This is a genomic window from Corynebacterium lemuris (genome assembly GCF_024919295.1).
In the GTDB taxonomy this organism is placed as follows: Bacteria; Actinomycetota; Actinomycetes; order Mycobacteriales; family Mycobacteriaceae; genus Corynebacterium; species Corynebacterium lemuris.
Genome location: NZ_JANWTC010000006.1, coordinates 135,637 through 156,640, shown reverse-complemented (window position 1 = coordinate 156,640; position 21,004 = coordinate 135,637). Strand labels below are relative to the sequence as shown.

Sequence of the window (21,004 nt, the reverse complement as noted above, 5' to 3'; positions counted from 1 at the left end):
ATTATTAGGAGTTCCACTATGACCACCAAGATCATCCTCGACTGCGATCCCGGCCACGATGACGCCGTGGCCATGCTGCTGGCCGCCGGCAACCCGGAGATCGAACTGCTCGGCATCACCACCGTGGGTGGTAACCACACCCTGGACAAGGTCACCCATAACGCGCAGGTGGTGGCCACCATCGCCGGCATCGACGCACCCATCTACCCCGGTGTCACCCGCCCCCTGGTCCGCCCCGTCGAGGTGGCCGAGGACATCCACGGTGACACCGGCATGGAGATCCACAACTACGAGCTACCGGAGCCCACCGTCGCGGTGGAGGACACCCACGCCGTGGACTTCATCATCGACACCGTCATGAACAACGAGCCCGGCACCATCGCGCTCGTTCCGACCGGGCCGCTGACCAACATCGCCCTGGCCGTGCGCAAGGAACCGCGCATCGCCGAGCGCGTCAAGGAGGTCGTGCTCATGGGCGGCGGCTACCACGTGGGCAACTGGACCGCCGTGGCGGAATTCAACATCAAGATCGACCCGGAGGCCGCCCACATCGTGTTCAACGAGTCCTGGCCCCTGACCATGGTCGGCCTCGACCTGACCCACCAGGCACTGGCCACCCCGGAGGTCGAGGAGAAACTGACCGCACTGGGCACCGACGTCGCCGATTTCGTGGTCGCGCTTTTCGACGCCTTCCGCAAGAACTACAAGGACGCCCAGGGCTTCGATGACCCGCCGGTCCACGACCCCTGCGCGGTGGCCTACCTCATCGACCCCACCGTGTTCACCACCCGCAAAGCCCCGCTGGATGTGGAGCTGCACGGCACGCTGACCACGGGCATGACCGTGGCCGATTTCCGGGCCCCGGCTGCCGAGACCTGCACCACCCAGGTGGCCGTTGACCTGGACTTCGACAGGTTCTGGAACCTGGTGGTGGACGCGGTGAAGCGCATCGGTTAGCGCTGCCGTTTCCACCCATGCCGATCACCGTGATGACGATTCAGCCGTCCGGCTTCACCTGCTTTTTCGACCTGGCCACAGGCCCAGCAACAGGACCGCCAGCAGCAGGACAAGCAACCCGGCGTCGATAATAGACGAGCTAACCAACGCCGTAGGGGCATCCATGAGCGCATGGACGCCGATGACGATGAACAAATTAGCCGTGCGCACATACAGCAACGCCAACAGGATGCCCAGGACAGTCAACCGGATCAGCTCCAGCCCGATGTCCGTGGCCCCCATGCCTCCGGCGAGCGCACTGGGAATGTGGCGGATGGCGAACAGGAACTGTGAGATGAGCAGAGCTGCGACCCACGGACGGTGGACAGAGGCCGGCCACCGTTGACGCAGCCGGAGCAGCACCTGCGTGAACAGGAATCCGCGGTAGACCAGCTCCTCGTACAAGGCGTTACCGAACAACTGGCCGAGCAGTGTTCCGACGACCGCGGTGCTCCCCCACCCGGACCACTGCGCCGCCAGTTGCACACGGCCGTCGACAAGCAGGGCGCTTCCCACCTGGATCACCTGCACCAGGGCCCAGATTCCTGCCGTGACTGCGATGGCGAACGGGAGCTGCGCCCGGATGAGTCCGATGTCCCGGGCCCGCAGCCCGCCCAGCCGGAGGATGAGAATCCCCACCACCAGGAGGAGCGGCAGGGCATTGCCCAGCAGGCTCCGGTTGATCAGCCCCGCGGTGGCGTCGGTGACCGGGGTGAGTGCTCCGGTGCGGAGCAGCAGGATGATCAGCGAGACCAGGAGAAGGTCGAGGCCCACCACCGGCACGAGCATCCCAGGTGAGGCACTGCGTACCGCCGGAGCCTTGGTAAGGGGTATCTGGTGTCCAGCCATACTCCCATTATCAGTGTCCACGCAACGGAGGACGGGACTCCGCACATCAGGTTTCCTCCGTGTGGGAAGCATCATAACCAGGCCCTTCCGGGACTGTTTCCCCTTCAACTACCCGCGGGATGGCGCATACTGAAGGCGAGCGGTGTTCCCTCAAACCATTGAAGGACGCCCACCACAGCACGCCCCATTCTCAACCTCCGCAGTGTCAGCAAGGCGAGAGAAGCCAGCCATGAGCACTCAGCACCACCAAGACACCCTCGAACTGCCTATGACCTATCACCGGCATGTCACGGTGGACTTCAAGAAGGACCGGAAGTTCTTCCTCACGCTCCAGGCAGTGTTCCTGGTGGTGGTTCTTATTGCTGCAGCAGTGGCTCTGGTACTGGACCTACCGCTGGCTTCCGGGTGGAATCCCGGGGTCACGACCCTGGCCACTGTGCTCTCTTTAGTGGTGTACATGGCGGTCCATGAGGCCACGCACGGAATTTCCCTGCGGTTACTCACCGGCACCCAGCCGTCCTACTCGGTGAGGTTTCCTTTCCTTAGCACCAGCAGCTCTCTCTATCTCACCCGTCGCAGCCTTATCATCGCCGCCCTGGCGCCCTGCCTGATCTGGGGAACGGTACTGCTGGCCGCCCTGTTCCTGGTCCCCGCGGATGCCCGCCTCACGGTCTATATTCTTCTGGCCCTGAATTTCGCCGGTTCCGCGGGCGACTACCTGGAAGCCGCCCTGGCGCTGCGGCAACCACGCGAAGCGCTCCTCCAGGATGAGGGTGACCGCGTGCATGTATTCCTCCCCGGTTCGACGGAAAAGAGGTGAAGACCCCTCTCACCAGTCCCTGGGGTGAGACCTCTGGGCACACGCTTTCTCCACGCCCTTTCCGTGGCTTGAGCAGGACAAGTATTCCCGGTCCCGCGTACTTTCCTGTCCGACTATCCACCTGAGAAATCACCGATGAAGTGACCCCGGGAAATTGACCTCCTCTGCACCAGTCCGGGACTCCACGCAGTATTCACACCTTTAAGGAAGCATCATGGATGCCAATCCCACCTCTCGACAACCTGCCCGGATGAAACCACTGAACTGGGTTCTGCTGGTGGCAGGAGTACTCCTCACCGCCCTGGGACTGAGCCTGACCGTCGGCGCCGCAATAATCATGGGGGCCGATTCCGCCCAACAGGACGGGCAGTACCTCACCATGGACTCGCAGCGGTACCAGAGCACCGGCCACGCCATCACCACCCCCTCCCTGGTGCTGAATCCCAGAGACTCCGGGATGGCCGGCCTACCACCGCTGGAAGAGCTGGCCAGCCTCCAGGTCCGTGTGACGCCTGTGGTCGCTGAGCAGCCCATCTTCGTCGGCATCGCCGATGCCTTCGATGTCTCGGCCTACCTCGACGATGTTCCCCACGCCGCCCTCGGCGGGGTGAGCTGGACCCAGGAGGGGCAGCTGGCAGGCCAGTGGTCCTGGCAGTCCGACGCCCGAGGGGAACTGCAGGAAACCCCGGGCACCCGCCCCCCTGCTGCCCCTGCGGACCAGAACTTCTGGGTAGCCTCCGCCACCGGCACCGGAACCCAGAAGCTCACCTTTGACCTGCAGGAAGGCCAATGGACACTGGTGGTGATGAACGCTGACGGCACCCGCCCGGTGTGGATTGACCTGCAACCCGGGGTGCGCACGGAACTTCTTGGCCTGGTCAACCCCGGCATGCTGATCACCGGAGTGATGGGACTGCTCCTGGGCGTTCCGCTGCTGTTGCTGGGTACCGCCGGTCTGGGCCGCGACATTGACCAGGGAACACCGCGGCGCAGTACCAGGCCAGAAGCCGGGCTGGCCACCAACCCCGCAGGAGACGAACGTCCAGCCACCTACCCGCTTTCCTTCACCGGGCACCCGGATGAGCGGCTCTCCCGGGGGATGTGGCTGATCAAGTGGCTGCTGGCCATCCCCCACTATCTTGTCCTGGGCCTGCTGTGGTTCGCACTGGCGGTCACCACGATCGCCGCCGGGCTGACGATCCTGTTCACCGGCCGCTATCCCAGGTCCTGGTTCGCCTTCAGCGCCGGGGTACTGCGCTGGAACTGGCGGGTGGGTTTCTACGGCTACTCCGCCCTGGGCACCGACCAATATCCTCCCTTCACCCTCGCCTCCGCCGACTACCCCGCGGAGCTGGCGGTCGATTATCCCGACCGACTCTCCCGCGGTCTGGTGCTGGTGAAATGGTGGCTGCTGGCTATCCCCCACCTGCTGATCGTCGGCATTCTCACCGGCAGCGGCGGCGCCATCGGGATCGGGTCGATCCGGGACAACACCGGCTGGGGACTGTCCCTGCTGGGACTGCTGGTGTTCATCGCGGCGGTGGCGCTGCTGTTCACCGGACGGTATCTTCCCGGTCTCTTCAACCTGATCATCGGCCTCAACCGGTGGGTCTACCGCGTCTCCACCTACACGTTGCTGCTGCACGATGACTACCCCCCATTCCGCCTCGACCAGGGTCCAACCGACCCGACTCACCCACCCGTGCCCGCAGGATCCGAGACAGTATCCGGAACACCCACGCCTGAGTCCCCCGGCAGCACCGGCTGAGCCGAATCACCATGACCCCGCCCTGGTGCCCGGGAAGGACCCCCGATGACCTTGTCCCCTGAGACCAACCCTCACCGACGCCCCGGTACAGAGATCGAGGACGCTCCCTCCCCCGGAGGTGGTGCGCGATCTTTCCGGTCCCTGTCCGTTGTTCTGCTGGCACTGGCGGTGGGCATGGCCACCGTCTCCCTCATCGGTCCCATCGGCCTGGAATGGCTGCAGTACCGCACATCCCCGACGACGCTGAACCAACTGCTGGGAAGTGATACCGCAGCCCTGGTCTTCATCACCCCGCTGGCACTGGCCGCCGCGCTGCTGTGCGCCCGGGGGCATCGAGCAGGACCGGTGCTCGGCAATGGTATCAGTGTCTTTGCCCTGTATACCTACGCGCAGGTGATCATCGGCCAGGAGTACCTGCGGATACCGGGCAACGTCGAGTACTGGTTCCCGTTGCTGCTCACCGTCTTCATTCTGGCTGAGGCGACCCTGGCGTTGTCATGGCGGGCACTGCCCCCGGAGCTTCCCCGACCCACCCGGAGGATGGAGCGCGCTGCGGCGATCACCTTGTTGCTGGTGGCGGTCTTCCTCGTCTTCGGCCTCCACCTGCGGACACTGCTTATCGCGTGGCAGGATCCCGGGGCCCTCACCGAGTACACCTCCAGTCCCACCCCTTTTTGGCTGGTGAAACTCATGGACCTGGGCATCATCGTCCCGGCCGCGATTGCGACGGGCATCGGTCTGTTGTCTGGCGCCCGGTGGGCGCGGCGGGCGATGTACCCCCTGCTCACCGGATACACCTGTCTGGCGGTGTCGGTGGCGACCATGGCGGTGGTGATGAACCTCAACACCGATCCCGACGCCTCAGTGGCACTGGCCGCGGGCTTCCTCGGTTTCGCCCTGGCATTCGTTGCCCTGATGGTGGGCCTCTACCGACCCCTGTTTCGCCACTCCAGCCGTGGGCCGGATGATTCCTCTCCTGCCGAGTCCGGCCCGGTGCGGTCGGCGACCACCCCGGACCCCTTCAAGATCATCACTTCCACCCACCCACGGGGTGAGAACACGGAGGACGCCCCATGAGCTCGGCGCCGTCGCCCACAGGATTGACCGCTTCCGCTGCCTCCGACACCAGAGGGCCTGCCCGCGGCCTTGCACGCAACTGGACAAGCCTGGTCACCACACTTCTGACGATGGTGGCCGCCGGTCTACTGACCGGTGTGATACTTCCACGGGGACCCGTCACCACCGTCCAGTCGGTGACCATGCTCGTGATCTGCCTGGGGCTGGGCGGCCTGGTGGGAGTCCTCACGGCGAACCGGTGGATGATGCTGCTGGCCCCCGTGATCTTTATGACCGCTTTTGAACTGGCCCGGATTCCGGCGACGGGACCCACGGTCGACGGGGTGTATCTGGGCAGCGTCTACGGGATCATGGCGCTGCTGGTCGGACGAGGCGTGGATCTGATGGTGATGGGTCTGCCCCTGGCAGTCGGAGCCCTGTGGGGCGCTGCGGGAGGTCGCCGACGAACGGGCAAAGGTGCCCGTTCCCGGCTAAGAACCGGCCGGTATCTTCGTGCCCTGGGGGCAGTCCTGGTCACCGTGCCGGTGGTTGTCCTGGTCGCCGCGCTGCTGAGACCGGCAACCACGGAACCGATCACCGGACCCGACGGGGAAGTTCTCCCCCAGAGTGTGGCCGAACTCGTCACCCTTCAGGTGGGTGATCACGAGCAGTCCATGCTGCTGCGCGGGCATGACCGGGGCGCTCCGGTGCTGCTGTTTCTCGAGGGCGGGCCCGGCGGCACGGCGATCGGGGCGATGCGGGCCTCCGGGCAGCGGCTGGAGGAGGACTTCGTCCTGGCGGTCTGGGATCAACGCGGTACAGGAAAATCCCTGCCCGCCCTGGAACCGACGGAGACATTGACAGTGGAACAGATGATCTCCGACACCCTGGAGGTGACCGATTATCTGCGGGGACGTTTCGGACAGGAGCGTATTTACCTGGTGGGCAGCTCCTGGGGCTCCACTCTCGGGGTCCTGGCCACCCAACAGGCCCCGGACAAATATCACGCCTTCATCGGCACCGGGCAGATGGTCGACCAGCAGGAGACCGACCGGCGGATGTACGCCGAAACCCTGGACTGGGCGCAACGCACCGGCAACGAGGACTTTGTCGGGCGGCTGCGGGACAACGGCCCACCCCCGTACGCGGACATGCTGGCCTACCCGGACGCATTGTCCACCAATCCCGAGCACCGGGACTTCCCCCACGGTGAGGACTACAACCCGGCATCGGCCTACCCAGCCAGCCTGCTCGTCCCCGAGTACGCCCTCATCGAGCAGGTCCGGGCCATGGGCGGGATCATCGACACCTTCTCGGTGCTCTACCCCCAGCTGCAGGACATCAACTTCCGCAGAGATGTCCCCCGACTGGAGGTGCCGGTCTTTCTGGTGCTGGGCGAGTACGAGTCACCGGGGCGATCCGATCTGGCCGTAGAATGGTTTGGGCAGCTCGAGGCCCCCACCAAGGAACTGGTGGTCTTCCCTCAATCCGGGCACACCCCGCATCTGGACGAGCCCTCCCGATTCCATGAGTTCATGTCCGGAACCGTTCTCGCAGGATCCGATCCCTCACGCTGACGGGCTGCGGGTTGCCCCGCGCCGGATGGTCTCAAAGGCTGCTGCGGAGACCGCATTAACGGTCCAGTACGGCCACGGCAGGGCCGGAATCAGCCCCAGAACCCAGGCCTGTGCGCACAGCAGCGTCCCGGAGACCCGACGGCGGCGTAGAAGGTGATAGGCCACGGCCGCCTGGAACGCAGCGGCGGACAACACAACGGCGGGAGCTGCCGGCTCCAGTGCCCGCAGGACCGGCCGATAAGGCGGGAACCAGGAAGTCTCCCCCAGCCAGCGCAGGAAATCGGGGGCAGTGCGCACCGTGTACACGGTGTTCAATACCGCTGTGCCCGCGAAATACACCCCCACGGCCCGCACCGCCCCTGCCCATATTCGGGCCGGTTCGGGTGAGGGGGAACGTGGCCGGCGGTGCTGCTGCGAATGGGGGCCCATGGTCATCATTATTCCTCAGCCACAGGCTGAGGGGGAAGAACAAGCCGCAACTATCACACAACGCTCCCGCTCTCCCGCTCTCCCGCTCTCCCGAACCCCGACCCTGGGCCTCTCGGGTCTGGACAGGCAGCACACGGAGAAGACGTGGGAGGAAGCCCCTGCATACTCCCTCCGTCTGGTTGGAATGGGCGCGGATTGCGGGAAGATTCAGAAACGGAGGTCCCGGTGAAACCTCACCGCGATGAGAGGGCCGGACACGAGCAGAGTGAACCAGACAAGCGTAGTCGCTGGGATCTCAAACGTATCGCCGCGATCCATGCCCAGCACCACAGCGACCGCGGTCAGCGCTGCGCCCACCCCCATATCCACCCTGGTCATGCCCCATCATCCGGTGCCGTCATCCACTATGGTCAGGTGACATGCTCGGGGTCCGGGAGGAAATGAGATCAGTAATGGCTTCAGGGAATGGGACCACGGCCCGCGTATTCAGCTCTGCCGTGCAGGTTGCTACCGCACTCGGGGCGCTCGTCCTGATCGGCGTCATCCTCTGGATTGATGTCGCCACCACCATCTGGCAGGAGATGGTGATCCTCTCCGGCCTTGCCGCCGGACTGGTGACCTTCCTGCTCACCACGGTGTTTGTCAACCGTTTCCTCGCACGTCAGGTCGAGGCACGGTGGGCACCGGTCACCCACATGGCGTTGACCTCCCTGCTGCACCAGTTGGCCGATGAAGAATCCAGTGACCTCAGCCGCGGTGACATCTCACCCCGGACCCTTGAGATACCCACGGCGGCTGATGCCCACGGTCTGCGGCGGGAACTGGACAAGCTGCGCAGCCGGCTCCTCAAGGAACAGAATCACCTCACGGGGGTGCTGGGGACATGGTCGGGTTTCCTGACCTCCACCGGGGACAACGGGGATATCCTGCGTGCAGCCGCCCAACTGGCCCTGCAGCTTGACCACGTACGGGACCTGGCGCTCGAAGCTGAAGAACACCTTGTCTCCCCCGGCCTGTCCCAGGACGACCACCCGGGCTGGGCGGAGCTGGCCACCCAGATTGAATCCTGCAACCAGCACCACGCCGCCCTCATCAGCGCCCTGCAGACCAGAAAACGTGAACACACCGCAGAGTGGTTGCGGCGGGCACCACGAAGCGGGGCCGGCGCCTAAAACCAGGCCTGCGCCAGCAGCTCCAGGGAACGGTTGCGCACGGCCGGGTCGAAGGCGTAGGTGACGGTGATCAGCTCATCGGCACCCGTGCGCTCCTGGAACTCCGCCAGCTGCTGTTTCGCGGTCTCCGGGGAACCGACCGCCTGGACCCGCAGGCCATCCTGGCGCGGGATCGACTCCGGGTCCACCGGCGGCTGGATGGGGCGGGACTGTCCGCTGCGGATGTCCAGGAACATCTGCTCCACGGTGGTGAACTGCCGCTGCGCCTCCTCATCCGTCTCGGCGACCATGACGTTGATCCCCGCCATGACGTAGGGCTTGTCGATCTGCGCGGTGGGTGCCTCCGTACTGAAGGAATTCCGGTAGACCTCGATGGCGTCATCGATCTGGTCGGCCGCGAAATGCGAGGCCAGGGAAAAGGGCAGGCCCAGCTGCCCGGCTATCGACGCCCCATTCACCGTCGACCCCAGCACCCACACTGGCACCTTCATCCCGGTGGAGACCGCGGAGACGATCGGCATGCTGTGCGCGGTGCCCTCCTCCCCGAACCAGCCCTGCAGGTCGTAGATGTGCTGGGCGAAGGCCTGCGGCTCCGCCGAGGAACGGCTCAGTGCCCGGGCGGTCATCTGGTCGGTGCCCGGCGCGCGGCCCAGGCCGAGGTCGATGCGGTCGCCGTGGATGTTGGCCAGGGTGCCGTACTGCTCGGCGACCATGAGCGGGGCGTGGTTGGGCAGCATCACCCCACCCGAGCCCACGCGGATCTTCTCGGTGACGGTCGCCGCCTGCGAGATCAGCAGCGAGGTCGCACTCGAGGCGAGGTTCGCGGTGTTGTGGTGCTCGGCGAACCACAGGCGCTCATAGCCCAGCTGGTCGGCGAGGCGGGCGGAGTCCATGGAGGCTGCGATCGCATCAGCTGCGGTGGCGCCCTCGGAGATGGAGACCAGGTCAAGAATGCTCAACGGCACAGACAAAACAGAAAATCCTTAAGGTTGCTCAAGCGGATATACGTCCACCAGGCGCAACCGGACCAGCGCCGTTTTCATTCCCTAGGCCCCGGTTATGCCGCACCCCTGCGGTTCAGGCACTGCCCTCAGAAAGCCATCCCCGCGGGCTGGCCCACCTTGGCGAGAATCTCGTCCAGTGTGGCTTCCGCCCCCTTCTCGTGGAGTGATCGCAGTGCTGCTGCGTAGGGCTCAGCAAAGGCGGGCGTGTCCGCCAGATCGCCGAAGAGCTCCCGCTCGCGCAGGAATGCCAGGATGTCCTCATGATTGCGGGCGGCATTCTCCTGCAGGCGGCTGGCCAGGCGATCGACGACCCTAATCGTCTGACCCTGTTCATCCACGCCCTCGGCGTAGCGCGCCCAGGAGGCGACAATTGCGGCAGAGAGTGTGACGTCGCCGCCATCAGCGAGGTTCTCGCGCACGACCGGCAGCAGCCATTTCGGGATGCGGTCGCTGGACTCGGCACACAGTCGCGGCACGGTGTCCTTGACCGCGGCGTTGCCGAAGCGCTCGATCAGCCTGTGGCGATAGGCATCCAGATCCACACCCGGCAGGGGGCGCAGCGTCGGAGTGGCCTCTCGTTCCATGTAGGCCAGCAGGAAACGGCGGAAGCGCTCGTCAGCCATGACGTCGTGGACCATGCTGTGGCCTGCCAGGTGACCGAAGTAGCACAGGCCCTGATGGGAAGCGTTGAGCAGACGCAGCTTCATCAATTCGTAGGGCACCACGTCGTCGACAACCTCGACATCGACCTGCTCGAAGGCGGGGCGCCCGGCGACAAAGCGATCCTCGAGCACCCACTGGGTGAAGTCCTCGGCCACCACCGGCCAGGCATCGGTGTAACCGGTGGCGGCGATCTCGGCGCGGTCAGCATCGGTGGTCTCAGGCGTGATGCGGTCGACCATGGAGTTCGGGAAAGTGACCTCGCGGCGCATCCACTCTGCCAGGGCAGGGTCCACCGACTCGGCGAAGGCAAGGAAGTAACGCTCGGCCAGTTCGCCGTTGCCCTCGATATTGTCGCAGCTCATCACAGTGAAGGGTGCCGTGCCGGCGGTGCGGCGGGCCTGCAGGGCGGCGGTGATCAGACCGAAGAAGGTACGCAGCGACCCGTGGCGCCCGTCCCGGAGCTCGGCACGGTCGTGGGCGATGTGCCCGTTACCGTGGTCGAACTCGCCGGTGGCGGGATTGATGTTGTAGCCACCCTCGGTGACGGTGAGACTGACGATACGGATCCTGGCGTCGGCGAGCTCGGCCACGGCGGCCGCAGGATCATCGGGCGCGAAGACGTAGTCGATCATGCTACCGATGACGCGCTGTGTGACATTACCGTCGGCAGCCTTGGTACTCAGCGTGTACAGGTGGTCCTGGCTGGCAAGGGCGTCACGCATGCGGACATCACCCGGCATGACACCCATACCGATGATGCCCCAGTCGAGTGCCTCGCCGGACTGCATCAGGCGGTCCAGGTACATGGCCTGGTGGGCGCGGTGGAACCCGCCGACGCCGAAGTGGACGATACCCGGGGTGATACGAGAGCGGTCGTAGTCGGGGACGGCAACACCGGTGGCCACGTTGATGGCGCCGAGATTGGTGTTGTTGAGCTGGAGCGGGGACATGGTTTCTCTCCTTGAGGGGTAGGTCAGTTGCGGGGGGAATTGACGTCGGCCAGGTCGTCGATCCTGGCGTCACCGTCAATGGCCGGAACACCGTCGAAACCGGGCTGGGTGCCCTTGAGCTGCAGCGTCATCCAGCCGGACAGGAAGTAGAGGGCGACCATCACCAGAACCAGCCCGGTGGCGCCGATGAGCGGGTGCAGGACAGCCACGAGCAACGGTCCGACGGCGACAGCGCCACCGACACCCAGGTTGTAGGTGGCCATCGCGGCCCCGGGGTGTTTCGGATCGAGGGAGACCGCGAGCGCCGAGAGCGGAACGTAACCGGCCAGAGAGACACCGAAAAGGGTGCCGGCGACCAGGGTGATTGCGAAAGCCACCGCATCGGAGGCGCCCAGCCGCAGGGCGATGAGCGGGATGAAGTAGACCATCGCAAGGGTGACGGCGCAGGCGACGGCTCCGGCCCAGAACACGGTGCGTGCCCAGCCGAACTTGTCGCCGATCCTGCCGTAGAAAGGATTGAACGGTAGGTTCACGGCGTAGATGACGGTGGTCAGAATGAGGAACCAGCCCAGCTGCCAACCCAGGTCATCGGTGAAGAATGAGGGGAAGAACACCGCCATCGCGTACGTCGGGATGGAGTTGATGGTGCGGATGTAGGTGACGAAACGGGCGCGGCGGTCCTGTCGCAGCAGCCGGAATCCCTGCCCGAGGGTCTGGCTCACCGCCTCCGGATTGGAAACCAGCGGGAACCGGCCCCGGCGTTCCTTCACACCGAGCAGCGCAATCAGTGAGCCGGTGACCACCAGGCCGAGGGAAACCCACAGCGTCTGGTAGAAGGTCAGGTCGAAAAACTGCATGGACACGGTGGCGGTCAGGGCACCCAGGGTGGGCAGGCCGGCCGAGAAGGCCACATAGAACCAGCCGACACCGGTACCCAAGTGCTGGGCCGGGGCGGTGGCGGTGATCCACACGAGGAAGCCATAGGCAAAGAAGGGGTAGCCGAAACCCCGCAGACCATAGGTCAGGAAGATCAGCCAGGTCAGGTCGGTGGTCAGGGCGAGGCAGAGAAACGCCAGTTCAAAGACCACCCAGACGGCGGCGCCGAGCATCATCACCTTGCGTGGTCCCCACAGATCGGAGAGCGCGGCAGCGAAGAAGGCGGCAATGGCCACGGCGATGCCGTAGACGGTGATCAGGGTGCCGGCCAGCGAGACGCTGAAGCCATGCTCCGAGCTCAGGAAAGGTTCGAGGATGTTAGTCTCCACGCCGTCACCGATCATGAAGATGGTCAGACCGACGAAGCCGAGTATCAGGGGACGGGGGATGCCGAGCCTTCCGGCCAGACCACCGGTGCCGGGACGGGATGCCGTGGGTGGGGCGTCGACGGCGGAGCCGTTGGCGGAGGTCGTGTTCGATGCCATGGGTTAACTCCCTGTGGGCGGGGATGTATCCGTGGGCAGATGTGCACTGCCTCACGCTGACCACCTCAATCTAACTCCATAATGTTAGAAAAAAGCAATATTTAACATTTTAATGTTAGACGTGTGTGGTTTTTCCTGCAGCAACATGATAAATTCGCACCATGACCCGAGTAATCCCCGCCACCACCCAGGAGCGTCGGCGTGAACGCATCGTGGCCTTCGTCACCCGCCACGGCTCCGCCCGGGTGGAGCAGCTGGCGGAGCACTTCGATGTCAGCGCGATGACCATCCACCGTGACCTGGAGGCACTGGCCGCTGAACACCTGCTGGAGCGGATCCGGGGTGGCGCCCGCTCCGTCTCCCCCTCGATGAGCGAACTCGGGGTGGAACAGCGCCGTCAGCTCCATCGCGACATCAAGGAAGCGCTGTGCGCTGCAGCTCTCCGGCTGATCCCGGAGGGGGCGGTCGTCGCCATCGACGATTCCACCACGTTGGAACCCCTGGTGGAGGGACTCCCCGAGAGCAACCCCTCGGCCCTGATCACCCACTCACTGAAGGCGATGAGCGATCACCGCAACCGCGCCGGGATGACCGGCATCCGGATGATCGGCTGTGGGGGGCTTTACTTCCCCGAAACCGACTCGTTTCTCGGGGCGACCACCTCGGAACAGCTGAACCGCCTGTCTGCTGACATCTCGTTTGTGTCCACCACCGCCGTACGCGCCGTCTCCGGGGGAGGCGCCGCACTGTTCCACCCCGACATGGAGGCCGCGGACACGAAACGCGCACTCATCGGGATCGGGGCCACCCGCGTGCTCGTGCTCGACTCCAGCAAATTCGACGCTCCCGGCGTCTTCCTCGTCGCCTCCCTCGAAGAATTCGATCACATCGTCGTCGACTGGCGGGCCAGCCGAAACCAACGGGCACTGCTGGCACAGTCCCCGGCCCGCATCCACATTGTGGGCCCGGATGGCACCGGACACGATGACCGCCCCGACACCGCGACGGAAGAAAAGGAAGACCACCGATGACACTCGTACTGGGTATCGACAGCTCCACGCAATCCTGCAAGGCGATACTCGTCGACGCTGCAACCGGCGAGGTCATCGACCAGCAGCGCGCCTCCCACCCCACCGGCACCGAGGTCGACCCCGCCGCCTGGCTCACTGCCATGGACACCGCCACCGCCGGCCTGATCGAGCGTGCCGATGCTGTCTCCGTCGCCGGCCAGCAGCACGGGATGGTCGCCCTCGACGAGCATGGAGAGGTGGTCCGGCCCGCGCTGCTGTGGAACGACACCCGCTCGGCTGCTGCTGCCGAACAGCTCATCGAGGAACTCGGCGGCCCGGCAGCCTGCGTCGAGCTGACCGGGAGTCTGCACGTCGCCTCCATCACCGCCACGAAACTCCGGTGGCTGCGGGATCACGAACCGGAGAATGCCGCCCGCACCGCGAGCGTAATGCTTCCGCACGACTACCTCACCTGGCACCTGGGCGGCCGCCGGCGTAAGGCCACAGACCACGGCGACGCCTCCGGCACCGGCTATTACAGCACGCGGGAGCGCCGCTGGTTACCGGAACTCGCGGAACAGGCACTCGGCCACGCCGTCGAGCTCCCGGATCTGGCCGGACCGAATGAACAGGTCGGCACCCTGGCCGGGAATCCCGGGGGAGCGATCATCGCACCGGGCACTGGGGACAACATGGCCGCGGCCCTGGGCCTGGGACTGCAGCCCGGCGACGTCAGTGTGTCCATCGGCACCTCCGGTGTCGCCTCGGCAGTGGCATCGGACAGTGTGCACGATCCGGCGGGTCTGGTCACCGGCTTCGCCGATGCCACCGGTGCCTATCTGCCGTTGGCCTGCACACTCAACGGGGCACGCGTGCTGGAGCTGGGACGCCGCCTGCTCGGCGTGGAATGGGATGAGTTCGACGCCCTCGCGTTGGCCGGTGAGCCCGGCGCCGGTGGGCTTGTTCTCCAGCCCTACCTCGACGGCGAGCGCACCCCCAACCGTCCTAACTCCACCGGCGTCCTGGTCGGACTCACCAGCACCACCACCCGGGAGGACTTCGCGCGGGCCACTGTCGAGGGCCTGTTGTGCTCCCTGCGGGATGCTGTCGGTGCCGTCAATAATGCCACCGGTGTCGAGGCCAGGCGAGTGTTGTTGATCGGTGGAGGAGCGCAGTCGGAGGCGGTACGCACGATCGCACCGGAGATCTTCGGCGTCGACGTCGTGGTGCCAGACCCGGCCGAATACGTCGCTCTCGGAGCCGCCCGCCAGGCGGCCTGGGTGTTGTCCGGGGCGGAGCAGCCCCCGCAGTGGCCGGTTCCCGGCACCAGCGCGGTGACCCGGGAGCGTAACCAGGACGTTCTCGACCGCTACGCGAAGCTGCGGGAGGCTACTGCAGGTTGGTGAGAGGGGGTGGGGGCATGCGTACGAACGTGACCGCTGCGCGCATGATGAGTTTCGCCCCAGGGCAGTCGGGCCCCGTCAGGCGGCCGCGCGGCGCCGGATCTCCTCGACCAGTTCGTCGACCTGCGGGGCCAGGGCCTCGATCGGTCCGTTGTTGTCGATGAGCACGTCCGCGGCGGCGCGGCGGATGTCGTCGGGTACCTGGGCGCTGATCCGCCGGCGGACATCCGTCTCATCCAGGCCGCGCTTGTCTACGAGCCGGCGCACCCGCTCATCCACGTCCACATCGACGACCACGACCAGGTCCATCCCCCGGTCCAGCCCCTTGTCCACCAGCAGGGGCATATCGTAGACGATGGCCGCCTCCCCCGCCTCCTCTGCCGCCGCGAACCGCCGGGCCGTCTCCTCCGCGATGCGCGGGTGGGTGATGGAGTTGAGCAGGGCGGTGTGCTCGGCATCGACGAACGCCTTCGCCGCCAGGCCCGCCCGGTCCAGTGAACCGTCCGCCCGGATGATGTCCGGCCCGAAGGCCTCCGCCAGTTCCTGCAGGGCCGGCTGCCCCGGTTCGACGATGTCGCGGGCGATCTGGTCCGCGTCCACCACCGGGATGCCCCGGGCGAGAAGCAGTCCCGTCACTGTTGATTTTCCGCTGCCGATGCCACCCGTGAGTCCGACTTTGATCATGTCCTACATGGTAGCCCCGCACACAGCGCATTAGGATCAGGCGAATGCGACACATCAAGATGACTGCGCTTGCCGGCGCCCTGGCCTGCGGCCTGGCCCTGACCGCCTGCGGCACCGACAGCTCCCCCACCACCGAGACAACCGTCACCACCGAGGCCGACGGGTCGATCGCCATCCCGCTGAACGCCGACGGCACCGTCGACGAAACCCTCTTCTTCGAGCTGATGACCCGCGCGGAGGAGACCGTCACCTCGGAGGTATTCACCTCCCGCCTGGTCGACCCTGCCACCCGCGAACCCCTCGACGGGGACTCCGACACCTCCTACATCGACTACGAGGCCGAGCAGCTCCTGCGCATCGAGGTCATCGACGGTATGACCTACGAGACCTTCGAGACGGCCGAGGAGATGTGGACGCGTGTCGACGGCGGCACGTGGGAATCCGCCATGGAAGAGGTCACCGAAGAGGACCTCACCGAGGCGGAGGAAGAGGTGGATGCCGAGGAGTACTGGGAGGACCCGCTCACCTCCTCAGTCGAGATCATCGACCTCGACGCCCGGGTCTTCCGGATCAACCAGGAATACCGGGACGACGAGGACACCTACGCCGCGGAGATCACCCTCGACGACCAGATGCACGTCATCGAGTCGCTCATCGACTTCGGCGACGGCACCGCCTTCCTCCAGGAGACCACCTCGATCAACGAGCCGGTGGAGTTCCCCACCGACCTGCCGATCTAGACCGTCTCGGTCACCTTCGCGGTGGCGTCGAGGACCGGATCACCGACCGCGACCTCACCCGTGGCCGTCAGCGCCACGACGTCAGCGAGCTTGCGGTGGTTGGTCACCACCACCGGGGTGATGGCGCTGTAGCCGGCCGCCTCGATGGCGGCGCGGTCGAAACGCACCAGGGGCTGGCCGGCGGTGACCCGGTCGCCCTTGGCCACCAGCAGTTCAAAGCCCTCGCCCTCCATCTTCACGGTGTCGATGCCGATGTGCACCAGCAGCTGCACCCCGCTGTCGAGCTTCAGGCCCACGGCATGGCCGGTCGGGAAGGCCACCATCACCGAGCCATCGGCCGGGGCGACGACAGTGTCACCGGTGGGGTCGATGGCGATGCCCTTACCCACGGCACCCGCGGCGAAGGCCTCATCCGGCACCTCGTTGAGCGGGACGACGCGCCCGGCCAGCGGGGAACCGATCTGGAAGGTGTCGCCCGGGGCGACGACGCGCTCGGGGGAGCCGGTGGCGACGGCGGTGTCGGCGGCGTCAATACGCTCATCCTCCGCGCGGCTGGCCTCCTCCCGCTCCGCGGCGATCCGGGCCAGTGCCTCCGCCTTCTCCTCCTTGCCGCGGTAGTCGAGGAAGACGACCAGCAGCATGGACGTGAAGAACGCGACCGCCAGGCCGATGGCGTAACCGAAGATCGGGTCCATAGCCGGGATGGTCAGCAGCGAGGTGAACACGAAGGCGTAGGCGCGGACATCGAAGAAGCCCATCACCACACCACCGAGGAAACAACCCGGCAACAGGCGCAGATACGTCTTCTTGAAGCGCAGCAGCACACCGTAGAGCGAAGGCTCGGAGATGCCACCCAGCAGGCCGGCCATCATGCCACCCAGGGAGACCTGGCGCATCGACTTGTTGTGCTCCTTGATGGAGATGACCATCACGCCCGTGACCACACCGAAGCAGGCGAAGTTCCACGCGCCCATCGGCCCCTGGATGAAGTCGTAGCCCAGCGTCGCGATGTTCTGGATCATGATGGCGTTGAGCGGCCAGTGCAGACCCAGCGGCACGAGGAAGGGGTAGAGCATCGGGATGATAATCGCCAGGATGAACGGCGAGAACCCGTTGACCGTCTCCAGGAGGCTGGCGATGCCGTTACCCACGCCGATACCGAAGGGGCCGAGCAGGAAGGCTGTCGCCGGGATCATGATCAGCAGCGAGAAGAACGGCACGAAGACCATCTGCACCGCACTCGGGATCAGCTTCTTCAGGCCCTTCTCCACCCAGAACAGGCCGATCGCCGCGATCAACGGCGGGAATACCTGGCCCGAGTAGTCGTTGAGCACCATCGGCAGGCCGAAGACATTGACCGTGTCACCGGCCACACCCAACGCCAGGAACTCCGGTGTCAGCAGCGCCGCCGGGATGGCCGCACCCACCCACTCGTTCGCCCCCAGCTTCCGCGCGGCGGTCGCACCCACCATGATCGGCAGGAAGTAGAACACCGAACGCCACATCGCGTGCATGAACACGTAGGTGTCCGGCTGTTCCTCCATCGGCGCGCGGAAATCCTGCCAGCCGAAGGTGTCCGCCAGCACCAGCAGCGTGATGATCAGCGAGGCACCCAGGAGGGCCCACAGGATCGGGCGGAACGTGTCGGAGAGGAACTCGAAACCGTAGTCCACCCAGGAGTACTTGCCGCGCACCCCCTCGTACTCCTTCTTGGACTTGGACGAGGCGCCCTCCTCCCCGAGGTCACCCATCCCAGGTTCCTTGACCAGCTCGTTGTAGTACTCCGCCACGCCGCCACCCATCACCACCTGCATGCCGGTGGTGCCCTGCTTGACCACACCGAGCACAGCCGGATCGGACTCCAGCTTCTCGACGTCCACCTTGCCCTGGTCCCGCAACTGGAAACGCAGGCGGGTCGCGCAGTAGGTGAGGTTGGTGACGTTCTCCGCCCCGCCGATCTCACGGAGGATGTGTTGGGAGGTGGTTGTCGTCGACGCCATCTGTTCAGACCTTTCGTCGGTTCAGGTGTGACGGCGACAGGACTGCTCCCGGCACACCGTGAATCTGTGTCGTCCGGGCCGGAAGAACTCGCCCCGGTTATAACCGGTGACCGCGAAACCAGTCTCCTCGTGCAATTTCCTGCCGAGACCTCGTCCGTGGCACCTGAGCCGAAACAAGCTCGACTGACCTCAACCTTAGGCGCGAACCAGCCCGGACGGAAGAGTTTCTGAGATTCATGTCACTGTGTTGTGCGGGCTGGGCTACGGGCGGATACAGGACATAACCACCACCTCGTCCCGCGCAGGTCACCCGCCACCGACACCAGGTGCAACCATGCCCGGAATTCACCCGTCGGTGCTGGCCACCGCCACCTGGTCCTTCTGCAACGTGATGCCCGTGCGCACAGATCTGGGCGAACAGGCCACGGTCCTCGACGACCGGCTCCACCCGGCGGAGCAGACGAGAAAACCGCGGTGCGGGGGCTGATTCCCCACACCACGGTTTTTCGTTCCGCCCCATGCTCCCGGCTCTGCCTCTACCCTGCCACCACACCGAGCAGGGTGATCAGCAGGATGGTTCCGGCGAGAATGCCCACCAGGATCCAGATCGACCGGTTCCCGAAATTGGGTACGTTCATTCCGTGTCTGCGGACGAAAAGTTCATCGTCATCCGGGTCGTTGTAGTAGATGGGTCCCTCCCAGGGACTGTTGTCGTGGATTTCTGTCAGAAGACAGGAATTTATCTCTGCAACTCTTGTCTGGAATATTGAATTTCTGGTCAGAGTTGCAGAGATAAATCCTGCACGCCCCCTCTGAGCACCGACCCCACCGACCCCATCATGCAGAAAACCCCGCCCCCACCATGCGGCGGGGACGGGGTCAACTGTTACTGGAGCTAACTAACCTTTAGTTGCCGGCCAGCTTCTCGCGCAGAGCAGCGAGCTGCTCGTCGGAAGCCAGGGAACCACCGGTGGTCTCCGGAGCGGCCTCGGATGCCGGAGCTGCATCCTCGGACTCGGAGGAGTAGTTGGTGGCAGCCTGCTCGGCAGCCTGCTCGGCGGCGACACGGTGACGCTCGATCTGAGCGGTGTGCAGCTGGTGGCGACGGTCGGCCTCTGCGTAGCGGGCCTCCCATGCCTGGCGCTGCTCGTCGAACTCGGGCAGCCACTCGTTGGTCTCCGGGTCGAAGCCCTCGGGGAAGATGTAGTTGCCCTGCTCGTCGTAGGAGTCGGCCATGCCGTACTTGGACGGGTCGAACTCCTCGGTGTAGTCCTCGTCAGCCTGCTTGAGGGACAGGGAGATACGACGACGCTCGAGGTCGATGTCGATGACCTTGACCATGGCCTCCTGGCCGACGGTGACAACCTGGTCCGGGACCTCGACGTGGCGCTGTGCCAGCTCGGAGATGTGGACCAGGCCCTCGATGCCCTCCTCGACGCGGACGAAGGCGCCGAACGGGACGAGCTTGGTGACCTTGCCCGGGACGATCTGGCCCACAGCGTGGGTGCGGGCGAAGACGCGCCACGGGTCCTCCTGGGTCGCCTTCAGCGACAGGGAGACACGCTCGCGGTCGAGATCGACGTCGAGAACCTCGACGGTGACCTCGTCGCCGACGGTGACGACCTCAGACGGGTGGTCGATGTGCTTCCAGGACAGCTCGGAAACGTGAACCAGGCCGTCGACACCGCCGAGATCGACGAAGGCGCCGAAGTTGACGATGGAAGAGACAATGCCCTTGCGGACCTGGCCCTTCTGCAGCTGGTGCAGGAACTCGGAGCGGACCTCGGACTGGGTCTGCTCGAGCCATGCGCGGCGGGACAGGACCACGTTGTTGCGGTGCTTGTCCAGCTCGATGATCTTCGCCTCGAGCTCCTGGCCGATGTACGGGTCCAGGTCGCGGACGCGACGCATCTCGACGAGGGAGGCCGGCAGGAAGCCGCGGAGGCCGATGTCCAGGATGAGGCCGCCCTTGACGACCTCGATGACGGTACCGGTGACCGGCTCGTCCTTCTCCTGCAGCTCCTCGATCGCACCCCAGGCACGCTCGTACTGTGCGCGCTTCTTGGAGAGGATCAGACGACCCTCCTTGTCCTCCTTGGTGAGGACCAGTGCGTCGATCTGATCGCCGACCTCGACGACCTCGTCCGGGTCGACGTCGTGCTTGATGGACAGCTCACGGGACGGGATGACGCCCTCGGTCTTGTATCCGATGTCAAGCAGAACCTCGTCGCGGTCGACCTTGACGACGGTGCCCTCAACGATGTCGCCATCGTTGAAGTACTTGATGGTCGCATCGACGGCGGCGAGGAAGTCCTCAGCGGTGCCAATATCGTTGATGGCAACCTGAGGGGTAGTGGTGTTGGACATGTGTTGAGTTGCTCCGGGTTGGATAGGAGATAGAAAGTGGGCAGGAACGTGTCTCTCGGTATCCGCCGTTGTCCGGCGGGTCGATCTCACCCCGC

18 protein-coding genes are annotated in these 21,004 nt (G+C 65.3%); 10 read left to right on the top strand and 8 right to left on the bottom strand.

Annotated elements, in window-relative coordinates:
* Positions 1–18 precede the first annotated feature (18 nt).
* On the top strand, positions 19–957 hold the full coding sequence (gene uriH / locus NYP18_RS09760) for a uridine-preferring nucleoside hydrolase UriH (protein ID WP_259428006.1): 939 nt from the start codon (positions 19–21) through the stop codon (positions 955–957).
* A gap of 54 nt (positions 958–1,011) precedes the next feature.
* Here uriH and NYP18_RS09755 read toward each other — a convergent pair whose 3' ends face one another.
* Entirely contained in the window at positions 1,012–1,845 is an 834-nt protein-coding gene (locus NYP18_RS09755) for a CPBP family intramembrane glutamic endopeptidase (protein WP_259428005.1), read from the bottom strand.
* Between the two features lie 229 nt (positions 1,846–2,074).
* Between NYP18_RS09755 and NYP18_RS09750 the strand changes: the two genes are divergently transcribed.
* The 4 genes from NYP18_RS09750 (at position 2,075) to NYP18_RS09735 (ending at position 7,066) form a co-directional block, all read left to right on the top strand.
* On the top strand, positions 2,075–2,665 hold the full coding sequence (locus NYP18_RS09750; RefSeq protein ID WP_259428004.1) for a DUF3267 domain-containing protein: 591 nt from the start codon (positions 2,075–2,077) through the stop codon (positions 2,663–2,665).
* Between the two features lie 250 nt (positions 2,666–2,915).
* Positions 2,916–4,433, top strand: coding sequence for a DUF4389 domain-containing protein (locus NYP18_RS09745; protein WP_259428003.1), 1,518 nt, complete (start codon positions 2,916–2,918; stop codon positions 4,431–4,433).
* 45 nt (positions 4,434–4,478) lie between these two features.
* Positions 4,479–5,510 (top strand): hypothetical protein, encoded by a 1,032-nt coding sequence (locus tag NYP18_RS09740; RefSeq protein ID WP_259428002.1) that lies wholly within the window; start codon positions 4,479–4,481, stop codon positions 5,508–5,510.
* Positions 5,511–5,692: 182 nt separating this feature from the next.
* Complete coding sequence (locus NYP18_RS09735) at positions 5,693–7,066, top strand: alpha/beta fold hydrolase (protein ID WP_259428034.1); 1,374 nt, start codon at positions 5,693–5,695, stop codon at positions 7,064–7,066.
* Here the strand turns inward: NYP18_RS09735 and NYP18_RS09730 are convergent.
* On the bottom strand, positions 7,058–7,363 hold the full coding sequence (locus NYP18_RS09730) for a hypothetical protein (RefSeq protein ID WP_259428001.1): 306 nt from the start codon (positions 7,361–7,363) through the stop codon (positions 7,058–7,060). The genes NYP18_RS09735 and NYP18_RS09730 overlap by 9 nt on opposite strands.
* Positions 7,364–7,947: 584 nt before the next feature.
* Between NYP18_RS09730 and NYP18_RS09725 the strand changes: the two genes are divergently transcribed.
* A complete protein-coding gene (locus NYP18_RS09725) occupies positions 7,948–8,667 on the top strand; it encodes a hypothetical protein (RefSeq protein WP_259428000.1) in 720 nt (239 codons plus the stop codon).
* Here the strand turns inward: NYP18_RS09725 and NYP18_RS09720 are convergent.
* The 3 genes from NYP18_RS09720 to NYP18_RS09710 form a co-directional block, all read right to left on the bottom strand.
* Positions 8,664–9,638, bottom strand: coding sequence for an LLM class flavin-dependent oxidoreductase (locus NYP18_RS09720; RefSeq protein ID WP_259427999.1), 975 nt, complete (start codon positions 9,636–9,638; stop codon positions 8,664–8,666). The two genes, NYP18_RS09725 and NYP18_RS09720, sit on opposite strands and share 4 nt — an antisense overlap.
* Positions 9,639–9,757: 119 nt before the next feature.
* Entirely contained in the window at positions 9,758–11,284 is a 1,527-nt protein-coding gene (locus NYP18_RS09715) for a mannitol dehydrogenase family protein (protein ID WP_259427998.1), read from the bottom strand.
* A gap of 23 nt (positions 11,285–11,307) precedes the next feature.
* Complete coding sequence (locus NYP18_RS09710) at positions 11,308–12,705, bottom strand: RbtT/DalT/CsbX family MFS transporter (protein WP_259427997.1); 1,398 nt, start codon at positions 12,703–12,705, stop codon at positions 11,308–11,310.
* Positions 12,706–12,866: 161 nt separating this feature from the next.
* Here NYP18_RS09710 and NYP18_RS09705 point away from each other — a divergent pair, with 161 nt between their 5' ends.
* Positions 12,867–13,736, top strand: coding sequence for a DeoR/GlpR family DNA-binding transcription regulator (locus NYP18_RS09705; protein WP_259427996.1), 870 nt, complete (start codon positions 12,867–12,869; stop codon positions 13,734–13,736).
* Positions 13,733–15,121, top strand: coding sequence for a xylulokinase (gene xylB / locus NYP18_RS09700; RefSeq protein ID WP_259427995.1), 1,389 nt, complete (start codon positions 13,733–13,735; stop codon positions 15,119–15,121). Before NYP18_RS09705 ends, xylB begins: the two co-directional genes overlap by 4 nt.
* 75 nt (positions 15,122–15,196) lie before the next feature.
* On the opposite strand, the gene coaE is transcribed toward xylB, so the two are convergent.
* Positions 15,197–15,802 (bottom strand): dephospho-CoA kinase, encoded by a 606-nt coding sequence (gene coaE, locus NYP18_RS09695; protein WP_259427994.1) that lies wholly within the window; start codon positions 15,800–15,802, stop codon positions 15,197–15,199.
* A 44-nt stretch (positions 15,803–15,846) separates the two neighbouring features.
* Here coaE and NYP18_RS09690 point away from each other — a divergent pair, with 44 nt between their 5' ends.
* Complete coding sequence (locus NYP18_RS09690) at positions 15,847–16,542, top strand: hypothetical protein (protein WP_259427993.1); 696 nt, start codon at positions 15,847–15,849, stop codon at positions 16,540–16,542.
* Here NYP18_RS09690 and NYP18_RS09685 read toward each other — a convergent pair.
* Positions 16,539–18,542 (bottom strand): glucose PTS transporter subunit IIA, encoded by a 2,004-nt coding sequence (locus NYP18_RS09685; protein WP_259427992.1) that lies wholly within the window; start codon positions 18,540–18,542, stop codon positions 16,539–16,541. The two genes, NYP18_RS09690 and NYP18_RS09685, sit on opposite strands and share 4 nt — an antisense overlap.
* Before the next feature lie 334 nt (positions 18,543–18,876).
* Between NYP18_RS09685 and NYP18_RS09680 the strand changes: the two genes are divergently transcribed.
* The gene (locus NYP18_RS09680; RefSeq protein ID WP_259427991.1) at positions 18,877–19,029 is read left to right on the top strand and encodes a hypothetical protein; all 153 of its coding nucleotides are present in this window, start codon (positions 18,877–18,879) and stop codon (positions 19,027–19,029) included.
* Between the two features lie 419 nt (positions 19,030–19,448).
* On the opposite strand, the gene rpsA is transcribed toward NYP18_RS09680, so the two are convergent.
* Positions 19,449–20,909 (bottom strand): 30S ribosomal protein S1, encoded by a 1,461-nt coding sequence (gene rpsA / locus NYP18_RS09675; RefSeq protein WP_259427990.1) that lies wholly within the window; start codon positions 20,907–20,909, stop codon positions 19,449–19,451.
* Positions 20,910–21,004 lie beyond the last annotated feature (95 nt).

Bases quoted from the DNA above. Each gene is read 5' to 3' on its own strand.
- NYP18_RS09690 (WP_259427993.1), top strand. From the start codon at position 15,847: ATGCGACACATCAAGATGACTGCGCTTGCCGGCGCCCTGGCCTGCGGC.
- rpsA (WP_259427990.1), bottom strand. From the start codon at position 20,909: ATGTCCAACACCACTACCCCTCAGGTTGCCATCAACGATATTGGCACC.
- NYP18_RS09725 (WP_259428000.1), top strand. From the start codon at position 7,948: ATGGCTTCAGGGAATGGGACCACGGCCCGCGTATTCAGCTCTGCCGTG.
- uriH (WP_259428006.1), top strand. From the start codon at position 19: ATGACCACCAAGATCATCCTCGACTGCGATCCCGGCCACGATGACGCC.
- NYP18_RS09715 (WP_259427998.1), bottom strand. From the start codon at position 11,284: ATGTCCCCGCTCCAGCTCAACAACACCAATCTCGGCGCCATCAACGTG.
- NYP18_RS09710 (WP_259427997.1), bottom strand. From the start codon at position 12,705: ATGGCATCGAACACGACCTCCGCCAACGGCTCCGCCGTCGACGCCCCA.
- NYP18_RS09740 (WP_259428002.1), top strand. From the start codon at position 4,479: ATGACCTTGTCCCCTGAGACCAACCCTCACCGACGCCCCGGTACAGAG.
- NYP18_RS09685 (WP_259427992.1), bottom strand. From the start codon at position 18,542: ATGGCGTCGACGACAACCACCTCCCAACACATCCTCCGTGAGATCGGC.
- NYP18_RS09745 (WP_259428003.1), top strand. From the start codon at position 2,916: ATGAAACCACTGAACTGGGTTCTGCTGGTGGCAGGAGTACTCCTCACC.
- xylB (WP_259427995.1), top strand. From the start codon at position 13,733: ATGACACTCGTACTGGGTATCGACAGCTCCACGCAATCCTGCAAGGCG.
- NYP18_RS09755 (WP_259428005.1), bottom strand. From the start codon at position 1,845: ATGGCTGGACACCAGATACCCCTTACCAAGGCTCCGGCGGTACGCAGT.
- coaE (WP_259427994.1), bottom strand. From the start codon at position 15,802: ATGATCAAAGTCGGACTCACGGGTGGCATCGGCAGCGGAAAATCAACA.
- NYP18_RS09680 (WP_259427991.1), top strand. From the start codon at position 18,877: ATGCCCGGAATTCACCCGTCGGTGCTGGCCACCGCCACCTGGTCCTTC.
- NYP18_RS09750 (WP_259428004.1), top strand. From the start codon at position 2,075: ATGAGCACTCAGCACCACCAAGACACCCTCGAACTGCCTATGACCTAT.
- NYP18_RS09735 (WP_259428034.1), top strand. From the start codon at position 5,693: ATGCTCGTGATCTGCCTGGGGCTGGGCGGCCTGGTGGGAGTCCTCACG.
- NYP18_RS09705 (WP_259427996.1), top strand. From the start codon at position 12,867: ATGACCCGAGTAATCCCCGCCACCACCCAGGAGCGTCGGCGTGAACGC.